This is a genomic window from Chlorogloeopsis sp. ULAP01 (assembly GCF_030381805.1).
Classification (GTDB): Bacteria; Cyanobacteriota; Cyanobacteriia; order Cyanobacteriales; family Nostocaceae; genus Chlorogloeopsis.
The window spans coordinates 763,495-781,602 of sequence record NZ_JAUDRH010000001.1; the positions used below are offsets into that span (position 1 = coordinate 763,495).

The 18,108-nt window shown below is 43.0% G+C and carries 15 protein-coding genes; 2 read left to right on the forward strand and 13 right to left on the reverse strand.

Annotation, left to right across the window (positions count from 1 at the left end; genetic code table 11):
- Positions 1–273: 273 nt before the first annotated feature.
- Positions 274–2,382: an AMP-binding protein gene (locus tag QUB80_RS03400; RefSeq protein WP_289788069.1), complete on the reverse strand. Its 2,109-nt coding sequence runs from the start codon at positions 2,380–2,382 to the stop codon at positions 274–276.
- A 344-nt stretch (positions 2,383–2,726) separates the two neighbouring features.
- Between QUB80_RS03400 and QUB80_RS03405 the strand changes: the two genes are divergently transcribed.
- Entirely contained in the window at positions 2,727–2,933 is a 207-nt protein-coding gene (locus QUB80_RS03405; RefSeq protein ID WP_289788070.1) for a type II toxin-antitoxin system HicB family antitoxin, read from the forward strand.
- On the forward strand, positions 2,926–3,024 hold the full coding sequence (locus QUB80_RS03410; protein ID WP_289788071.1) for a type II toxin-antitoxin system HicA family toxin: 99 nt from the start codon (positions 2,926–2,928) through the stop codon (positions 3,022–3,024). The genes QUB80_RS03405 and QUB80_RS03410 overlap by 8 nt, the downstream gene beginning before the upstream one ends.
- A 331-nt stretch (positions 3,025–3,355) precedes the next feature.
- Here QUB80_RS03410 and QUB80_RS03415 read toward each other — a convergent pair whose 3' ends face one another.
- The 12 genes from QUB80_RS03415 to QUB80_RS03470 form a co-directional block, all read right to left on the reverse strand.
- Positions 3,356–4,351 carry an ABC transporter substrate-binding protein gene (locus QUB80_RS03415; protein ID WP_289788072.1) on the reverse strand — a complete coding sequence of 332 codons (996 nt, stop codon included), beginning with the start codon at positions 4,349–4,351 and terminating at the stop codon, positions 3,356–3,358.
- 13 nt (positions 4,352–4,364) lie between these two features.
- Positions 4,365–7,073 (reverse strand): TonB-dependent siderophore receptor, encoded by a 2,709-nt coding sequence (locus QUB80_RS03420; protein ID WP_289788073.1) that lies wholly within the window; start codon positions 7,071–7,073, stop codon positions 4,365–4,367.
- 235 nt (positions 7,074–7,308) lie between these two features.
- Positions 7,309–8,265, reverse strand: a complete 957-nt coding sequence (locus tag QUB80_RS03425; RefSeq protein WP_289788074.1) for a helix-turn-helix transcriptional regulator — start codon at positions 8,263–8,265, stop codon at positions 7,309–7,311.
- A gap of 442 nt (positions 8,266–8,707) precedes the next feature.
- A complete protein-coding gene (locus tag QUB80_RS03430; RefSeq protein ID WP_289788075.1) occupies positions 8,708–9,634 on the reverse strand; it encodes a hypothetical protein in 927 nt (308 codons plus the stop codon).
- A gap of 29 nt (positions 9,635–9,663) precedes the next feature.
- Positions 9,664–10,848 (reverse strand): homogentisate 1,2-dioxygenase, encoded by a 1,185-nt coding sequence (locus QUB80_RS03435; RefSeq protein WP_289788076.1) that lies wholly within the window; start codon positions 10,846–10,848, stop codon positions 9,664–9,666.
- Between the two features lie 15 nt (positions 10,849–10,863).
- Positions 10,864–11,967, reverse strand: a complete 1,104-nt coding sequence (hppD, locus tag QUB80_RS03440) for a 4-hydroxyphenylpyruvate dioxygenase (protein WP_289788077.1) — start codon at positions 11,965–11,967, stop codon at positions 10,864–10,866.
- 444 nt (positions 11,968–12,411) lie between these two features.
- Entirely contained in the window at positions 12,412–12,714 is a 303-nt protein-coding gene (locus QUB80_RS03445; RefSeq protein WP_289788078.1) for an SRPBCC family protein, read from the reverse strand.
- A 169-nt stretch (positions 12,715–12,883) separates the two neighbouring features.
- Positions 12,884–13,456, reverse strand: a complete 573-nt coding sequence (locus QUB80_RS03450) for a DUF2721 domain-containing protein (RefSeq protein WP_289788079.1) — start codon at positions 13,454–13,456, stop codon at positions 12,884–12,886.
- Complete coding sequence (locus QUB80_RS03455; RefSeq protein ID WP_289788080.1) at positions 13,453–13,827, reverse strand: sensory rhodopsin transducer; 375 nt, start codon at positions 13,825–13,827, stop codon at positions 13,453–13,455. The genes QUB80_RS03450 and QUB80_RS03455 overlap by 4 nt, the downstream gene beginning before the upstream one ends.
- Before the next feature lie 13 nt (positions 13,828–13,840).
- A complete protein-coding gene (locus QUB80_RS35035; RefSeq protein ID WP_353962226.1) occupies positions 13,841–14,020 on the reverse strand; it encodes a D-arabinono-1,4-lactone oxidase in 180 nt (59 codons plus the stop codon).
- Positions 14,021–15,307: 1,287 nt separating this feature from the next.
- Positions 15,308–15,661: a phage holin family protein gene (locus QUB80_RS03465; RefSeq protein WP_289788082.1), complete on the reverse strand. Its 354-nt coding sequence runs from the start codon at positions 15,659–15,661 to the stop codon at positions 15,308–15,310.
- A 290-nt stretch (positions 15,662–15,951) separates the two neighbouring features.
- Positions 15,952–18,105 (reverse strand): amylo-alpha-1,6-glucosidase, encoded by a 2,154-nt coding sequence (locus QUB80_RS03470; RefSeq protein ID WP_289788083.1) that lies wholly within the window; start codon positions 18,103–18,105, stop codon positions 15,952–15,954.
- Positions 18,106–18,108: the final 3 nt, after the last annotated feature.

Here is an 18,108-nt window from a genome sequence, read left to right on the forward strand (position 1 = left end):
GGGATGATTTTTATCTTACGCACCAGACGCATTAGACGCCCGGTAGACGGGTTCGCCGTAAGGCGTTGCGTTAGCTAGCGACTTCCATAGGTAGGGCTTCCAAAGGTAGCGGCTTCCCGTACTCCACAGGAGAACCCGCAGAGTAGGGTAAACGCAGAGAGTAAAATTTTTAATTTACTGCGTTTCTTAATTTCATACTTACTATTCAGCAATGCCCTGTTTTCTTTCCTTCTGCCTCCTGCATAGCTGCCTTACTTCTTATGAGTATGTCTTTTATTTCTTGGTAACTGCAACTTTGTAGCGATCGCGTAACACACGACGCATTACTTTATTGGAGGCAGTTCGAGGCAAAGACTCGACTATGACAACATCATGAATCTTAAACAACGGATTGAGGCGTTGCTTAATTGCCGTTTGCAAGGAAGCTTTAAGTGCTTCTTTGTCAGCCTTTACATTAGACTCAACCACTGCATAAATTATTAGTAGACTTGGCCCGCCTTCAGAAGGAGAAATAGCGATCGCAGCAGTTTCGCAAATTCCCTCTACAGTATTGAGAATTTGCTCAATCTCCGTCGAGCTAACCTTGATACCACTTAAGTTCATGGTATCGTCAACACGACCGAGAGCGTGGTAGTAGCCGTTGGGCGATCGCTCTATTTGATCGCCGTGGCTACGTAGTGCCTGCCCTAAAGAGGGAGCACTAGCAAAGTAAACTTGATGATGATCCTTGTTTAACAGTTTAGTAGAAAGTCCAATTGAAGGAGGAACGATAAACGCCTCACCTTTATCCGCAAGATGCCCTTCCTCATCGAGAATCACAAAATCTAAACCTAGAGCAGGTGTGGTAAAAGTTGAGGGAATAGCAGGTTGCACTACTGTACCCGTGATATAAGCCCCACCGATTTCTGTTCCACCACAGTATTCCACAATCGGTTTATAGCCAGCTAAAGACATCAAAAACAGCATATCTTGCGGATTGGAACACTCACCCGTCGAACTAAATGCTTTAATAGCACTCCAATCAAATCCTTGCATACAGGCAGTGGTTTTCCAATTACTGACTAAACTGGGAACTAAGCCCAGCATAGTGACACACGCATCCTGGATAAACTCACCAAATCCCCGTTCTGTAGGCGCACCGTCATAAAGGGCAATAGTTGCCTTATTTACTAAACTGGCATAAATTAACCACGGCCCCATCATCCATCCCAAGTTAGTTGGCCAAGCTACCACATCTTGTGGATGGATGTCATGGTGTAAATGCCCGTCACTAGCGCACTTAATTGGGGTTGTCTGCGTCCAAGGAATCGCTTTTGGTTCTGCCGTGGTACCTGAAGAAAATAAGACATTAGTGTAAGCAGTTGGATGAGCAGGGAAGGCATCAAATTTATCATTGGAACTAAGAAATTTATCCCAAGTTAAATCACCAAGACGCAGTTTTAAATACGTAGAGAATCTATCCAAAACATTCCCCGCGTCCCCGCGTTCCCTTGTCCCCCTGTCCTCTTCCCCCGTGTCAGTTTCTGCCAAAATCGCTCTCGGTGCATTAGCTGCGATGATTTTTGCATACAGAGGTAACTGTTTCCCACCACGCCGAATATAATCCTGGGTAAAAATTGCTTTTGCCTTAGATATACGCAAGCGTGTCGCAATTTCATCAGCAGCAAAACTATCAGCGATCGAGACTACGACACAACCCGCTTTAACAATTCCCAAATATATCGCCACCGATTCAGCAGTCATTGGCATAGCAATAGCGATCGCATCCCCAGGAGCAAAGCCAGCCTCAACCAATCCATTAGCAACTCGATTGGTTAAAGCCTGGAGTTCTCCATAAGTCCAAGTTGTAAGGAAACCGCCCTCTGGCTGAAATATAATCGCGGGGTTGTCGGCAGGTGCTTGAAAACAACTCTCGGCTATATTGAGACGCGCACCTACTAGCCATTGGGGCAACTCCACACCCTGCGATAAGTCAATAATTTGAGTGTATGGCTTTTGCAAGCAGATACCTAGCCGTTTAATCATCATCTCCCAAAACTCAGCCCGGTGTTGTGCAGACCAAGCGTGAAGTTCTGCGTAGGAATCCAGCTTTAGCTCTTTCATCAATGCGGCGATATTAGTCGCTTGAATTTGCTTCTGAGAAGGAAACCAGGCTGGAGGTTGCCCTTGGCTGATATCCCAATCACAGAAGGTAGTTTTATAGAGGAGTTCGTGGAGTGCAAAAGGATGGCTGGGCTTGAGAATATATTGAACCAAATGCTGCCAACACTCAACAGCAGGAAGGGAGGCAAGCCATTGATTGACCTGCGGTAGTATGGCAGTGGCTATGTTTGCTTCCAAGCCACAGTTTAGAAGTTGTTTAGGTGATATTTGCTTGGTCATGCCCTTTGCCTGTTTTAGGATATGAGGTTCGGGTTAGTATGATCGTGCATTTAGTTTGAACTCAAAGATTGTAATAATGCATTGCCCGTATCGTATATTTTGTATAAACAACAAAATTTTCACTCTAACGGTTGAGCCGAACGCAGATTTACTCAACTGGCTGCAAGTAAATTACACAATTTAGACCGCTGACAATTAGATTTTAGCGCGATCGTTTAAATACTTAAAACAATCGCTAATGCTTGAGAGATGAATAACATCTCTGATCCAGGTAAACGACAATAACGCACTAAAATCTGGTTTGTAATAGGATATAGATTGAAGTAGCGTAGGCTCAAACATATATGAGTCGTGCATTCACAGCTATTGTTTATTGGGGATATGATGTATACGTTGCTGAGTGTCCGGAAGTGGGTACAGCAAGTCAGGGTGAAACAATTGAAGAGGCAATTATCAACCTTAAAGAAGCTACAGGACTATACTTAGAAGAATTTCCTCTGCCGAAAACTACTCCTCGTTTATTTACTACATTTGAGGTAGCATTTGTCTAGACTACCCAGAATTAATGGTTCTGAGGTGATTCGTGCTTTGGAACAGCTAGGATTCTATCAAGTTAGGCAACGTGGCAGTCATGTGATTTAAAAAAACAGATCATCGATGAAAATGGGCAAACCAGCGAAATTGGATGTGTTGTATCTTTGCACAAAAAAGCGATCGCAATTGGAACGCTCAAAAGTATTTTGAATCAAGCTGGTGTTTCAGATGAAGAATTTATCGAAAATTTGTAGTCTTGAAATGTTGCGGTTCGTAGAGTAGCGTTGCTTGATTTTACCAGCATGGCTGATTTACTCGACTGACTACAGGCAAATTAAATCATTAATTTAGTCAGGAGCGATCGCCTGACTCGCCACGAATTTGAATTAAAGTATATTACATTGCGATCGCACATTGCACTACCACATTAATCAAGCAATTATCCCTGTTTCCTGTCTGGTACTTCCACGAGGTATTTCCGCAGATCATCAATCACTGCCTCAGCGCCAATCATATCTGAACCCCATATCCACGTCACCCCACTGACAAAGTAGACCTGCTTTTGTTGCACGGCTTTTAACGTTTGCCAAAGCGGATTGCGTTGCAAATTCTCCACAACTTTTTGATCATCATCGGTAAAACTAGCAACAAAGAGAACATCGCCATCGGCCTGATTGATTTCTTCTAGAGAAAACTCTGTATAACCATAAGGTTCAATGACTCTATCCTGGTCTGGCGGGCGTTGTAAACCTGCATCCTTTAAAATTGATCCGGCAAAAGAATTGTTGACATTTGTGCCTATTCGACCAAAGTAAAAGTAGATAAAGGATATTTTTTTATCTTGATAACGATTACCTAGTGCAGTTTTCAAGTCTTGAATTTTAGTTTGGTAATGTTGCCAAGCAACTTGGGCAGCTTGCTCTTTGCCTAACAGTTGAGCCGTGGAATTAAAAATTTCTTTCCAGCTTGATTCCCACCAACTGTAGGCAACTGTTGGGGCGATTTTGCTTACCAAAGGATTGATTGATTTAGGAGGGCTACCCCACCAGCTAAAAATCAGGTCTGGTTTCAGATACAGGATTTTCTCCAAATTCGGTTGGCCAGAATTGCCCAGAGTTGGTATTCCCTGAGCATGGGAAGACAAATAAGGAGGGAACTCGCCTGTGGCTGTTCTAAAGTCATTGGCAGTAGCGATGGGTTTAATGCCCAACGCTAGGGCATTCGCTAAATCCATAGTGGATAACGTCACCACCCGTTGAGGGTGATCAGGTACACAGGTGACACCCATGGCGTGCTGAACCATACGACAATTCTGTTCGATAGTAATGGTTTCAGCCTTGGGTAAACTGTTGTTGCCTTGGTAAAAAATCACCAGTACAGTCAAGCTGGCTGCAAGGAGGAGATATACCCAAATGCGTCTTGATCTGATAATCATGCAGTGTATATGTTTAGAATCGCCATGATAAAGAACCTTGAATCGTGAATGGAGTCCCTATCTGCACAAAATCACTTGAGCCATATCTACTAACATAGTTTTCAATGTCAAAAATATTACGGAAGTTTAGGGCGGCGCGGAATTGCTCTTGCTCGTAAAAAATTGCTGCATCTGTTCTGAAAAAACTTGGTAGGTTAACAGTATTGGCATTATCTAAAGGGCGATCTCCTAAATAGTATAGCCCTAAGCCAAACCCCAGCCCTTTTAAGGAACCAGTTTGTATCCGGTAAGTTGTCCACAGGTTAACCGTATGTTCAGGAGCATTAAACAGTCTATTACCAACGGGAATTGAGTTATCTTCTGTAACTCTGGCATCGGTGTAAGCATAGCCAGCAATGATGTTCCAACCAGGCAAAATTTCACCACTGATATCAAATTCAATGCCACGACTTCTTTGTTTACCTGTTTGTACGGAAAAATTAGGATTAATTGGGTCGGGGGTCGTCACATTGGAGCGAGTTAAGTCATAAAACGCTAAAGTTGCAGATAATCGCTCACTCAAGTCTGCTTTTACCCCAATCTCATATTGAGTACCCCGTTCTGGTTGGAATGTTTCTCCACTTGCTGCTGTTCCAATACTCGGAGTAAAAGAACGCGAATAGCTTGCATACAGCGAAATTGGTTGTATCGGTTGATAAACAATTCCCACCCGTGGACTAAAGGCTGTATCTGACTGGCTGCTGTCTATATTGGTTAGTCGATTAGTTGCACGTTCGCTAAAGGTGTCAAAACGTCCACCCAGCAAGAGTTTAAAGTTCTGCGACAGGGAAATTTGGTCTTGCAGATAAATTCCCAGAGTGTCTCTAGTGGTAAACCTAGAGAAGGTGCGATCGCCAGTAACCAAAGTTTGGTCGTACACTGGATCAAAAATATCCACGGGTGCAGCTGGTATCCCAAACTCATAGCTGAGATCAGTTGTATTGCGGCTCAAACTAAATCCTGCCAAAAGTTGATGCTCGATAGTACCGGTTGTGAACTTACTGAGTAAATTTGTATCTAAGAGATAGTAATTATAGTACTGCTCGCCGATGCTACCCTCTCGATTCAAAGTGCGGTTATCTGCTTCCAGATCAGTTGGGAAAAAATCGATATTGCTATCGTCATCCTGAGCAAACACGTATCGAAAAGCATTACGCAACTTCAAATTTTCATTAAATTGGTGTTCGAGGCGATACCCAACCCGACCATTATAGGTGACATTATTAGGAACAGGTCCGATCGGGTTAAAGCTACGGGAAATCTTGCCATTGGGGTTTGGTAGCAGCGTACCCAACACAGGTTGCGGGCCGGGTTGCTGACCATTCCGTTCTACCCGATTCACATCACCTTCCACCAATAAGCTTGTCTTTTCTCCTAGTTGCAAGCTTAAACTCGGTGCAATTGCCAAAGTCCCAGCCGAATTAAAATCAGTGATGCTATCGTTATAGCGAAAACCAGCAATCAAGCGGTAAAGTGCGGTTTTATCAGTATTTAATGGGCCAGATAAGTCCAGCGAACTTTGCAAAAAGCCGTAATTCCCAGCAGTTGTACTAATTTCAAAAAATGGTTCGGAAAGAGGCTTTTTAGTCACATAGTTGATGGTTCCCCCAATACTGGTCAATCCCGTATCGCCGTACAAAACAGAGGCAGGACCCTTCAATACTTCTAACTGTTCGACATTGAAAAATATCCCATCGGAAGTAATCTGCGGATCTGGTAGCCCGTTGACTAGAGAGCCATAAGCCTCAAATCCGCGAATTGTGAAGTAATCGCGAGTTCCCGTACTTCCTGCTCCCTGGGCGACGACTCCAGGAACATTTTCTAAAGCTTCGGTAATACTCCGCGCTTGGGTATCTTGAATCACCTGTTGCGGTACAATTTGAATCGATTGGGGAATATCCCGCAATGGTGTATCGGTTCTTGTTCCCACTGAGGTCTCTTCTACGCGATACCCATCTTGTTCCCCCGTCACCACCAACTCAATTGGATCGTCCTGCTGCGCTGCGGGTTGTTCTGACCCCTCCCCTTCCCCTCCCCTTGGTAAGGGGAGGGGTGACGCAGGCGGGGTGGGGTTCTGTGCAGATGTGGCTGTAGATGCAACAGCAAAAATCAACCCAATATCATCATCAAATAACTCAACCGCAGGCAAAGCCTTCTCACCAGCCACAGTTACCCGCACGGTATTCGCGTCAATATTCGCAACTGTTATTTGAGTAATTCCCTCGATGGGTTTCTCTGAACTGAATGTGAAAGCATCCCCATTTGGTAAACGTAACTGAGCATTAGGCATATCTGCAATAAAATTATTACCTTCACTGCGATTTGTAACTTGTAGTTGTTCTCCTTGGCTTGTCTGTAAAATAATCTCCACACCTTTTTCGGTGGGATTTGCCTTAACTCCAGTAATTAGTACAACAACTCCCTCCTTGCTAAGGGGGGAAACAGGGGGGTGAGGTGGTGATTGCGAAACTAAATCTTTAACGCTAGTAGCGGGGAAATCAGCTTCGCTGATTGTTTTGATTTTCGGGACAACTGTCTGTTGCTCATTTTGTGATGCTAATACCTGTTCAACTTCAGCCAGTACACTGCTGAAACTCCCGACTACAGTCACTATCAGCCCTAGATAAATATTGAGATAACGCACACAACACTGACTACCAGAAGTAGAACGCCAACCTTTCATATCACTCCCTACACCATGAAACAATGCTACTTATTGCGTATATTTCTTAATTGCAATAAACCAAAGTGTAGAGTAATATAACCAGTTGAGTCTATCCCGAAACGGACTCACCAGAACTTTTGCATCTGAGCCAGTTATTTTTCAACACTTCTGACGAAACTGGTTTTAACTTTTAGCTACCAGCCAGAACAGAGAATAGTCTCAAATTGCAGATTTTCGTTAATTAGTAACAGGTCTATAGTCCCGAAACGGACTTTTTGCCTAACAAACATTCTCTTGGTGTCATACCATACTTTTTCTTAAAGGCTGCGGCAAAGTGACCCAAATGAGTATAACCGACTAAATTTGCAACTTCGGCAACTGTCATATTAGTTCCGCGCAAAAATTGCTCGGCTTTTTCCATCCGCTTCTCGGTAAGATAACTATGGACAGTCGTGCCAAATAATTCTCGGAATCCTCGGCGTAGAGTCCTGTCGCTCACCCCAACCATCCCAGCTAATTCTATCAGTGAAGGGGGATTTTCTAAACGACATAGAATAATTTGTTTGGCATGATGAATCCGAGCAATGGTATCAGATTTTAATGGTTGGTAAAAATCACCACCCGCTAGCAAAGGAGATATTTGTAAAGCGATGAGTTCTAATACCTTTGCTTGTAAGTAAATTCGTTTTGTAATTCCTTGGTAGGGACAATTCAATATTTGTTGTGTCAAAAATCGTACTGCGGGAGTCATTTCTGGATAAACCAGTGTTTGCCAATCATCTCCCTTTGCTAATAATTTTAATTCTGGGAGAATCTCTCTATCTTCACCAGGGAAAAAGGTAGTTAACAAGTCAGGAGACATATGAATGTCAATCCCCAACAACCGCAGAGATTGAAAATACCTGACCTGATTCTTCCGTTGAATGCCACCCCCTGAAATAAAAGTACGTTCTTCTGGTAGGAATACACCAAATTGCAAGGGATGGCTTGCTGTGGGATACTTAATGACAAAATCGTCGCGCAATTCACAGTCAACGATACTCAGTTGCAGTTCGGGATGTAATTTGATGTGTTTCTGATAGCCACTTCCCAAATAACGAGGCGTTTCCACGTAAAATTCAAATGGCTCTATAAATGCAGGTTGGAGAGTATTTTGTGCTGACTCATCCCAAAGTTCCTCTTCCTCGTGTATTGTGAGTGTGCTCGTCATAGCTTGTGCTTGCTAATTTTAACACTAATGATACTACTTCTCAATTAGCAAGGGAAGATCATCTGTTTTTATCATCACCAGTATGGCTGATGTACAGGTTTGGTTGCCAATCCTTGGGGGCTAACATAATCGATGATAGGTATTTGAGTATTGCTTGGGTAATTATTGTCAGCGACTTCTGAATCGCGGCATAAACCTGATCCTGCTCAATTAAACACCCATAATTGGTATGTTGTGATGGTAGCTCGAAGCCAAAACATATCAGGATTTGCTGCAAGCAATAACTTCGTTAAGTTCTGCTAACACCAATAATTTATATAATTTAGAGAGCGCATTGATTGCGATCGCCCAAAGACTTAACTTTTCGTGTATAGGACGATACCTAAAGGTAAGCTGTACGCTAACGCACAAGGAATCCTATGGCTGTTCTTCATTTTAGATATTAATCTTTGCGTCCCCCCGTCTCCCTGTCATTATTCAATCCATCCCAAAACACAGCGATCGCATCCAAAATCTCTCGTCCTCCTTGAATGAACTTAGCTCGATCAAAGCTTGGCTGGAAATAAACTTCTTCCAACTCTAAGAGTGTATGTCCGGCGTGCTGCCCTTCAACACGGTTGTGCCAGCTGAAGAATGCTAAATGCAACTGGGGATGCCGCGTCTTTTTAATTTCTGTTAATCCATCCTCTAATTCTTGCCAAAAGCCTGCCGCAGCCCAATTCTCGACAGCAAAGCTAGCACCCTCAGCTATATTGGAATCGTCACTACCGTAAAGGCGAATCAATTCATCACAAAAGTGCAAAGTCGTGGAACTACCGTGCTTGCGCTTGCCGATATCTTCATAGTATAGCCCCAGCCCTTCAGCCACACCCAGCAACCATTCAAAATGGGCTGCCCGGAAACGACAGATACCACCATCTACCGTGCCTTCAGTGCTAACCAGTTCAGGATCGCCTTCTCTATCTTTTTCTTCTTCTGTCTGGGCTATACGAGTGCCGATCGCTTGTCCAGATTTGCGATAGATAACCCCTAGTTCGTTTAACAAAATCTCTCGGCTTGCTCGTGACTGCTGAAGAGTGGGCGAGTTGATACCCTTCAATAAGGCAGCGATCAGAAATTGATTCGAGAAAACCGAAAATTGTTTAATGAAATATCGCAACTGTTCATCTGTTGCTGTACCTTCACGAAACCAACGAGTGTAAGTATTGTTAGTAATAATTCTGTGCTGCAAAAATTCACGCTCAACTTCAGCCAGAAAGTCGCGGAAATCTTCAACTTGAGCTTGAGTGAGTTCGCCTCGATACAAACGTTCTTCTATACGTGAGGAAATTGTTAAACTACTGGGTACTTTTATAAAAACTTGAGTCATAGTTAACACCTTATTTATTATATTTACGGCTATACGCCATGAATCGGTTCTTCTAACGATGAAATCCAACTGTGGGGATAATCTTTGTCTTCCAATGCCAGCGCGTATTTCGTCAGCATTAACGGTTTAAATGTATCAATCATTACTGCAAGTTCATCAGTTCGTTCTTTACCAATTGACCCTTCATAGGTTCCTGGATGGGGGCCATGGGGAATACCTCTGGGATGTAGGGTAATTGATGCTACCTCAATGCCTTTACGCGACATAAAGTTTCCCTGAGCATAGTAGAGGACTTCATCTGAATCAACATTGGAATGGTTATAAGGAGCCGGAATTGATAGAGGATGGTAATCAAAAAGACGTGGTACAAAGGAACACAAAACAAATCCTGGCCCTTCAAAAGTTTGATGTACGGTTGGAGGTTGGTGAATACGCCCTGTAATTGGTTCAAAATCCTCAATGTTGAACGCAAAAGGCCAAAGATGCCCATCCCAGCCCACTACATCTAAAGGGTGATAGTTATAAATATAACTAGTAATTTGGTTTCTTGCTTTAACTCGCACCTCAAACTCCCCTTTTTCGTCGTGGGTAATGAGTTGATCTGGTGGGCGGATGTCACGTTCGCAGTAGGGAGAGTGTTCGAGGAATTGACCGTAATTATTCAGGTAACGTCCTGGAGGCTCAATGTGTCCGTAGGCTTCAATTACGAGCATCCGTTGCTCAATTCCTTGATCGGCAATAATTCGCCATAGCACGCCTGTAGGAATGACTACATAATCACCTGGCTGATAACGGAGAATGCCGTACTGACTTTCCAACACACCACTGCCTTCATGGACAAAAATTACCTCATCACCATCAGCAAACCGATACCAATACTGCATGGGTTGCGTGGGACGAGCCACACTAATGCAGATATCTGCATTCACCATCAAAGGAACGCGTGCTTCCACCGCATCACCGCCCACCGGGACAGTTGCCGTCCGCAGATGATAAGGGCGTAAAGCTCCTGATTCTTCATAGGGAAGTGAGAGCGATCGCTCTGGCAAAATCTTCTGAATCTGAGTCGGTGGACGTAGATGATAGAGTAGAGATTGCACACCCGAAAAGCCGCGAATACTGATTAACTCTTCGTGATATAGAGAGTCGTTGGGTTGTCGAAATTGAGTGTGCCGCTTGTGTGGAATTTTTCCCAACTTATAGTAATAAGTCATAATTTCGCCCCGTTTCTAAACGGTGACAAGATTTCCCCGACGTGCCTGTTCGCGTTCAATAGCTTCAAACAAAGCTTTGAAATTTCCTTCACCAAAACCCCGCGCTCCATGCCGCTCAATTACTTCAAAGAACAGTGTTGGTCTATCCTGCATAGGTTGGGTGAAAATTTGAAGCAAATATCCATCTTGATCCCTATCTACTAATATTCCTAACTCTGCTAGTTTGTCTATAGGTTCATCAATTTTTCCTACTCGCTCCTCTAAGTCTTCATAATATGTTTGTGGAGCGCTCAGAAACTCAACACCTGCTGCCTTCATGCGAGTAACTGTCTCAATAATGTTCTCTGTGGAGAGTGCTACATGTTGAATACCAGGGCCATAATTATGTTCTAGATACTCTTCTATTTGAGATTTATGTTTGCCTTGAGCCGGTTCGTTAATTGGCAATTTAATTTTACCTGTGCCATCTTGCATCACCTTCGACATTAAGGCAGAGTATTCTGTAGAGATAGTTTTATCGTCAAAATGTACTAAAAGACTAAAGCCCATTGTTTTGGCAAAAAACTGCGCCCATCGCTCCATTGCACCTAGTTCCACGTTACCAACTATGTGGTCAATAGTATTTAGTCCAACACCATTACTCTTGAGATGTGGCTTACTTTGAGGCTGGAAACGAGGAGCAAATACACCTGTGTAATCACTCCGTTCTACGAACTTAATTAAAACGTCACCGTAGGCGTGAATAGCAGAGTAACGCAATATCCCATAAGCATCTTCTTCTTCAGTGGGAGCAATAGCACCTATGGCACCTCGTTTGGTTGTCTGTTTATAGGCACTAACCGCATCTGGTACTTCTAGAGCAATAATAGCTATCCCGTCGCCATGCTTAAGAACACTTTTGGAAATGGGATGCTCCGGAGTCAACCCTGTGCTGAAAACAAACTGGATATTCCCTTGCTGCATCACATAGGATGCTATTTCGCGGCTACCCGTTTCTAATCCCCGATAAGCTATGTTAGTAAATCCGAAACACTGAGAATAAAAGAGTGCTGCCTGTTTAGCATTCCCAATATAAAATTCTAGGTGGTCAAATCGCTTGATGGGACAAAAATCACTCATATATACTACTCCTTTGAAAAGCTTCTCCAAGGCAATTTGGAAAGCTTAAGCGCAGACAGTCATAGGTCTTTCATTCCTTGTAACAAAATTTGGGAACGAACACCCCTTCTTCTAAACTGCCTTTGCCAATCAATTAAGTGTAATCTCCTTAGGAGAGAAATATATGTATAAAAACATCTACCATTTGAATGATTTATTATTATAACTTTATGTTAAGAGGGCGATCGCACCACTGCTACAAACATAAAGTGTGGTTTTTGTTTTAACGAGCGTGTCATTATCTCCATTCAAAGGTTCCACATTCAAACCAACAAGAACCGCGATCGCTCTTTATCGTTGAATACGAGTCACAATGTGTCGTACATATCTTCAATCGTTTCTTCAGCGAACATTTTGAAGTGTTCGAGGTCACTTTTGTTCAAGCGAACAGCATAATCAGTTACCTCAAGAAGCTTCTCGATCAGACCCTTGGGCTTGTATCGTGACCTCGATTTGGGTTGTGTCATCGATAGTAGTGAAACGAACATTCCCCTCCTCTTCCCAATTTGAGCGCCAACCTCGCCAAACAATTAGTTCGTTTGGGTGCATCTCAACAATCTCTGTTTCAAGTTCAAACGGGAATGGCCCAGCAGATGCCTTCCAAGTCAAGCGGTTGGGGTTGGGATCGTCGTGCTCAATGACCTCATCTACCGTACTTCGACCACTTGGGATAGTTGTGGAAGTCCTTGTAAAGGGCAAAGAACGCATCGACAGGTTTGTTGATCAAGATTGCACATTGAAGGTACTTCATGATGGATCTCCTCTATGATGGTGTGTCCATTGAGATCAGCAGCGGCTATGTAATCGTTTGATGCTATTGCGGTAGAAAAACTAACTTTTTGGAATTAGAAGACAAACAAAACGATTACAGATTCAATTATTCAAACAACTTCGGACTGCGAAACAGCCTTTTTCTAAACCCTCCCTTTCGACGCTTTAATAACTCCTTAGGTGCATAATACTGACTTAGGCGTACAACAAAATCCATTTCATCATTAACAGCAGTAAGTGCGATACGTGACTCAGCAATTAAAAGTACACTAGCGTAGAATAGCAATCCTGCCCCAATCATCCCTAAGAGAATAGGTATCCATGTGTACCTCTGAACTTGCTGCTGACCTAAAATAGCAATGATGCCAAGGACAATACTGGTAGCCACAAAGACACTGAGAGTTAAATAAAGGCAAGCCATTACTCGTTGCAGTAGCCGTGCGCGTCTCGTTGCTCTACCTATTTGATTGAAAACCGCATTGCGCTCTTCCTCTAAATACACACCGTCTGCCTGAGTATGCATAAGTTTCTCGAATTGATCTGATATTTTTCTTGTCCTTTCAATTACACGGCCCAACCTTTGGGATGTCGCGAGGATTAATGAGCTACAAGCTGCGATCAGCACTGCTGGTGTAATCATCGCAGAAAGAATCCCTAAAGCCATAGAAAGGTCATTCATGATCCAGGAAATGCCATAGTAATCAGGGATGAGTTTTCTGCCCGACTGGAATCGAGGCGGCTAAACTGGACAACAATGGGGACATCTGACTCGATGACGCTAGCATAGTCCGTATCTAGGAGTATAGCTTCCGGGTTGATTAAATCGTTGAAGCGAATATGCCTGACACGTCGCGCTTGCACCTTAAGGCGGTATGGTCCTACAGGTTCTCTATCGACATAGAAGATTGTGATCTCGATGTTTGCCTCTTGATCTGAGGTGTTGAGCAGGCACAGTTCGTCTCGGCTAGTAAATTCCGGTTCATGTCCAGTGCTGTGGAGGGGAATATGTCCCCCAGGAATTGCCCATGTAGTCTTACCTAATACCTTCATAAAACCTATATATTTACTCGTCTACTAAAAGCTCACGTAAGTATGGAGTCAGGAAGATACCATTAGGATCTAGATGCTGACGGATTTCTTGGAAACGGTTCCACATTGGATATAGCGATCGCAAATCTTTTGCCTTGAGTGTATGCTTCTTTCCCCAGTGGGGGCGTCTATCATAAGCGCAAAACCACTCCATCCATAAGGCCAAGTACCGAAGGTGTAGAAAGAAGGAATTTGAGAGGGATTGTTTTTGTTATCTGGGGTTGAGTCAAAGTTACCTGGCGACCAAGCTAGCAACTGGGCATCAACCGCATCCTCCAAGGCTTTTGGAGCCGGCAGGATAGCTTTTTGTCCAGAGGCATTAATGTAAGTATGTTTACCAGGAGCAATAGTAGCCGGATTAACTCCAGTCTGACGAAACATCGCGGCGGAGTTAGTCGCAAAGGCTTGCAATAAACCTGTATCAACATCAATGTTGGGTGTCCCCTCGATGATGCGTCCAGTTTCTTGATCGAGAGTGGCATGGCACGCCGCACAAGTGAGACCAACTCGTAACTTCGCGCCTTGCTTGTGAACCTGCATTCCCAGTGGCAATAGAGAACCTGCGGGAACGTCCAAGCCTGTATTGAGAACGGTGCCTGCTTTGAATTCACGCCCGCCAACGATGACATCTTTGTCAAGGGGGATTTGCAGATTTCTTGTTGGTTTACCTTTAAGGGCAGCGATCGCCTTACCCATAGTTAGCAAGTTAATCGGCCCATCAATGGCACCTACTATATCAGTAAAGAAATATTCGTTACCAAAGGTTTCTCGATAAAAGGCATCGCGGCCTAAGTTAATTAAGTTTTCAGTGATGGGAATAGCCCCATTTTCAGGGGTAAGTTCTACAGACCCTGACTCTGTTTGCAACAGTTGATCTGCTTCGGCTTTGTTAACAGTGTAACCCAACACATCATAGGAGCCGATTTCCTGGGGAGTAGGTTGGGTAAAAGGGGTATAAGTATTGCCTAGTTTGGGCGGTTTTGTCGGCAGGGAAAGTTCGAGAAAATAACCAATAAAGCCGACAAAGACAAGCACAGACAGCAAAATCAAAATTGGGCGTAATGCGTTTTTTGGAACTAGAGAGGCGACTTTCATAAGCAATTTGCCTCGACTGTATGGTCGTAGATTATAAGCTCATGTCCGAATCATCATCTCTCTACTGAAATAAGTACAAATGGTTACCACCGATGCTATTTGTAGCGACTTACACGACATATAAATTTGGATTTTTAAATATTCTGAACATGACTCTGAATTTAGCTGTTATGGGTTCAAATGAAATATTTGCAAATCTGAGGTCAAATTTGACTGCACAGTCATAGCTGTTCTTTGTGTTAACAAGTGATTAGACTTGAATAAATTATATTCCCGACTTCTTCAATAAAATCGGAAATCTGGTTATTCACAAAAGATATAGGACTGCTGTATAATGAATTATTATCTAAGTAAATGGTGCCACAAGTGCTAAAAGAATAGAGTTAATAAATGTCAGAGCCAGAGAACCTAGAGTAGCACTCCAAAAGCCATGACGTAAGCTAAAACCATTTACTAAGCGAGCAGCTAAACTAAAGATAATCGAATTTAAAACAAAAAAGAATAATCCCAACGTTAGGATAATGAATGGGAATGTAAAAATGGTCAAAATGGGAAGCAAAATAGCATTTAAAATTCCAAATACAGCCGCTGTGATCGCTGCTTTTTTCAAACTATCTATTTCAATTCCCAAAGCTGGTATTCTGGAAATAATTAAAAAGCTAATGGTGGTTACTATCCAAGTAATGAGGATGCCGAGCATATATTATCCTTCTGTATGCTTTTATATTCTTAATTTTTGAATTATTTAAAATTAAAATAATATTTCTATCGATTATCTTTGAGTTGTAATTTTTAAACGATTCACCAATGATGCAAGATAAAAAGGGAATTTAGAGGCTTCGTAGCTCACATAAATTCACATAAATAATTTACGAATATATTAATTCTGAACCAATGATTATCTAAAATAGAGGCTGTTGCATTGCCAAGCTACTCTCGTTTATTTTTACTATGCAATAGCCTTTTCAAAAATCAAACTTAAGGAATAAATCAAGATGTTGCCAGGATCTGGTGCCAAGCTTGTTGTTTCACTTCAACATCACCTTGAGTAACAGCAGCATCCCAACGCGTAATATTACCTTCACGCCAAAACTTCAAATCCACAAGAGCCTTACCAATTTCTACTTGGCGGAGGGTAATATCAGGTAACCATTCTGGTAAATATGGATCGACGTAAAGTTGATTTTTGGGAGCGTCTGCTTGCAAACCCAGCATCGCTTGCAGAAGATGAAAAACCGATGCCGCCGCCCAAGCTTGTGGCACATTGGCTTCTAGATAGGGAACTGGAAAGGCTCCTGGTTCTACCGCTATTCCGGCAAATAGTTCTGGCAAGCGATAGCTAGCAAAGTATTTTGCGGCATCAAAAATCCCACCAGCAACCTGCGCTACCTCTTTAGCAAAACCATAGCGTTTAAATCCCAAGGCAATAATACCGTTATCATGGGGCCAAATTGAACCTAAGTGGTAAGAAAAAGGATTATATGCAGGGTTTTGAGTGGATATTGTGCGAATGCCCCAGCCACTCCACATCTGGGGTTGCAAAAGTCTTTTCACTACAAGTTCTGCTCGCTCAGGACTAACAATACCACTCCAAAGACAATGACCAGCATTTGAAGCAACAGTACGAATAGGTTGTTTATCAGGATCGAGGGCTAGGGCATAAAAGCTTAAATCCTCACACCAAAACTTTTCTTCAAAGCGTGCTTGCAGTTGGGTAGCCTTGGTGCGTAGTTCTGTGGCGTAGTTGTCTTCTCCCAAAACATCAAAAGCTTCTGCCATGCGCATATACGCATCAAAAGCGTAACCTTGGAGTTCGCACAATGCCTTGGGAGCGTTCACCTGGCTACCATCAGGGTAAACGATCGCATCACCAGAATCTTTCCAACTTTGATTGTCGAGTCCATCTTTTGAGCGCTTTCGGTACTCCTGCAAACCATCATTATCCAAATCGCCATATTTTTCTATCCATTCCAAGCAACCTATAGCTACATCTCGATAGTCTCGTAACATCTCCTCATCCCCCAGCCATTTCCAAGCCTCATGCAGGGCGATTAAAAATAAAGGAGCGGTATCGGCTGCGCCGTAATAGGGGGTGTGCGGTATTTTATTGAAATACGCCAATTCACCCATGCGAATCTCGTGCAGAATCTTACCTGGTTCGGCATCTCGCCAATCATCCCACTCTTGAGCTTGGAGTTCGGCAAGTTTTTGCAACGTTCCCCTCACAAAACCAGGATGCACAATCATATTTTGCAGGCTAACAATCAAACTATCACGACCAAACAAAGTCACGAACTTGGGTACACCCGCCGCAGGTATCCAAGTATCCTTAGTAAATTTGTAGTCATATAGTCGTAATGCCCCCAAGTCTTCAACTGATTGGCGATAAAGTCTAGTAATATCCCCATCTGAGCAGGTAACATCAGTCACAATATTTCGCCAAAGTTGTTGAACTTCATCCAACCCCGTTTCAATGGCTTGTTGGTAAGACAAGTCTACTGGTTTACGAACGTGTTTATTGTCTGCCAGGGTGTAAAGGCAACAAGTATTCCAGGTAGCACCAGGTTCTAGGGTAATCTCAAAAATAATCCGCCCATTACCATAATGGGGTTGCACGGGACAGTTGGCTAAACGATAACTGAGACACTGGAAAAAATCACCATTGGTGTAAGTAGTTACCAGTTCACTTTGTTCTTTGTTCCATTGTGTTTCAATGTGTCCGCGACGGACGAACTTTTGAGATTCAACCTCAAAGATATCAGCAAAGTCTGAACGCAGGGCAATTTCTAGATTGAAATGAACTTTTTTGCATCCATAGTTGGTAAGCTGCAACTCTTCACGAATACCCTCGCTGGCAACCCGACTAATAATTAGTGACAATGTACCCTTGGTATAAGAGCCATCATCAGTTGTAAATTCCGGATTGACGAGATAAACGCGATCTGCATAATAAGCAGTTGTTGTAGAAGTTAGACGTATCCAATTTTTACCGTTTAAATAGCAGTTATAGTAGCTCAAGAATCGAGTATCATCCGAAAAAATACCTTGGTTAGTTTCAGGATGAATATTGCCACTTAAATCAGTCACCATAAAGGTTCTGCCGTGGTTAATTGTTAAATTTGGAGTGCCAACATTTATTCTCATAAT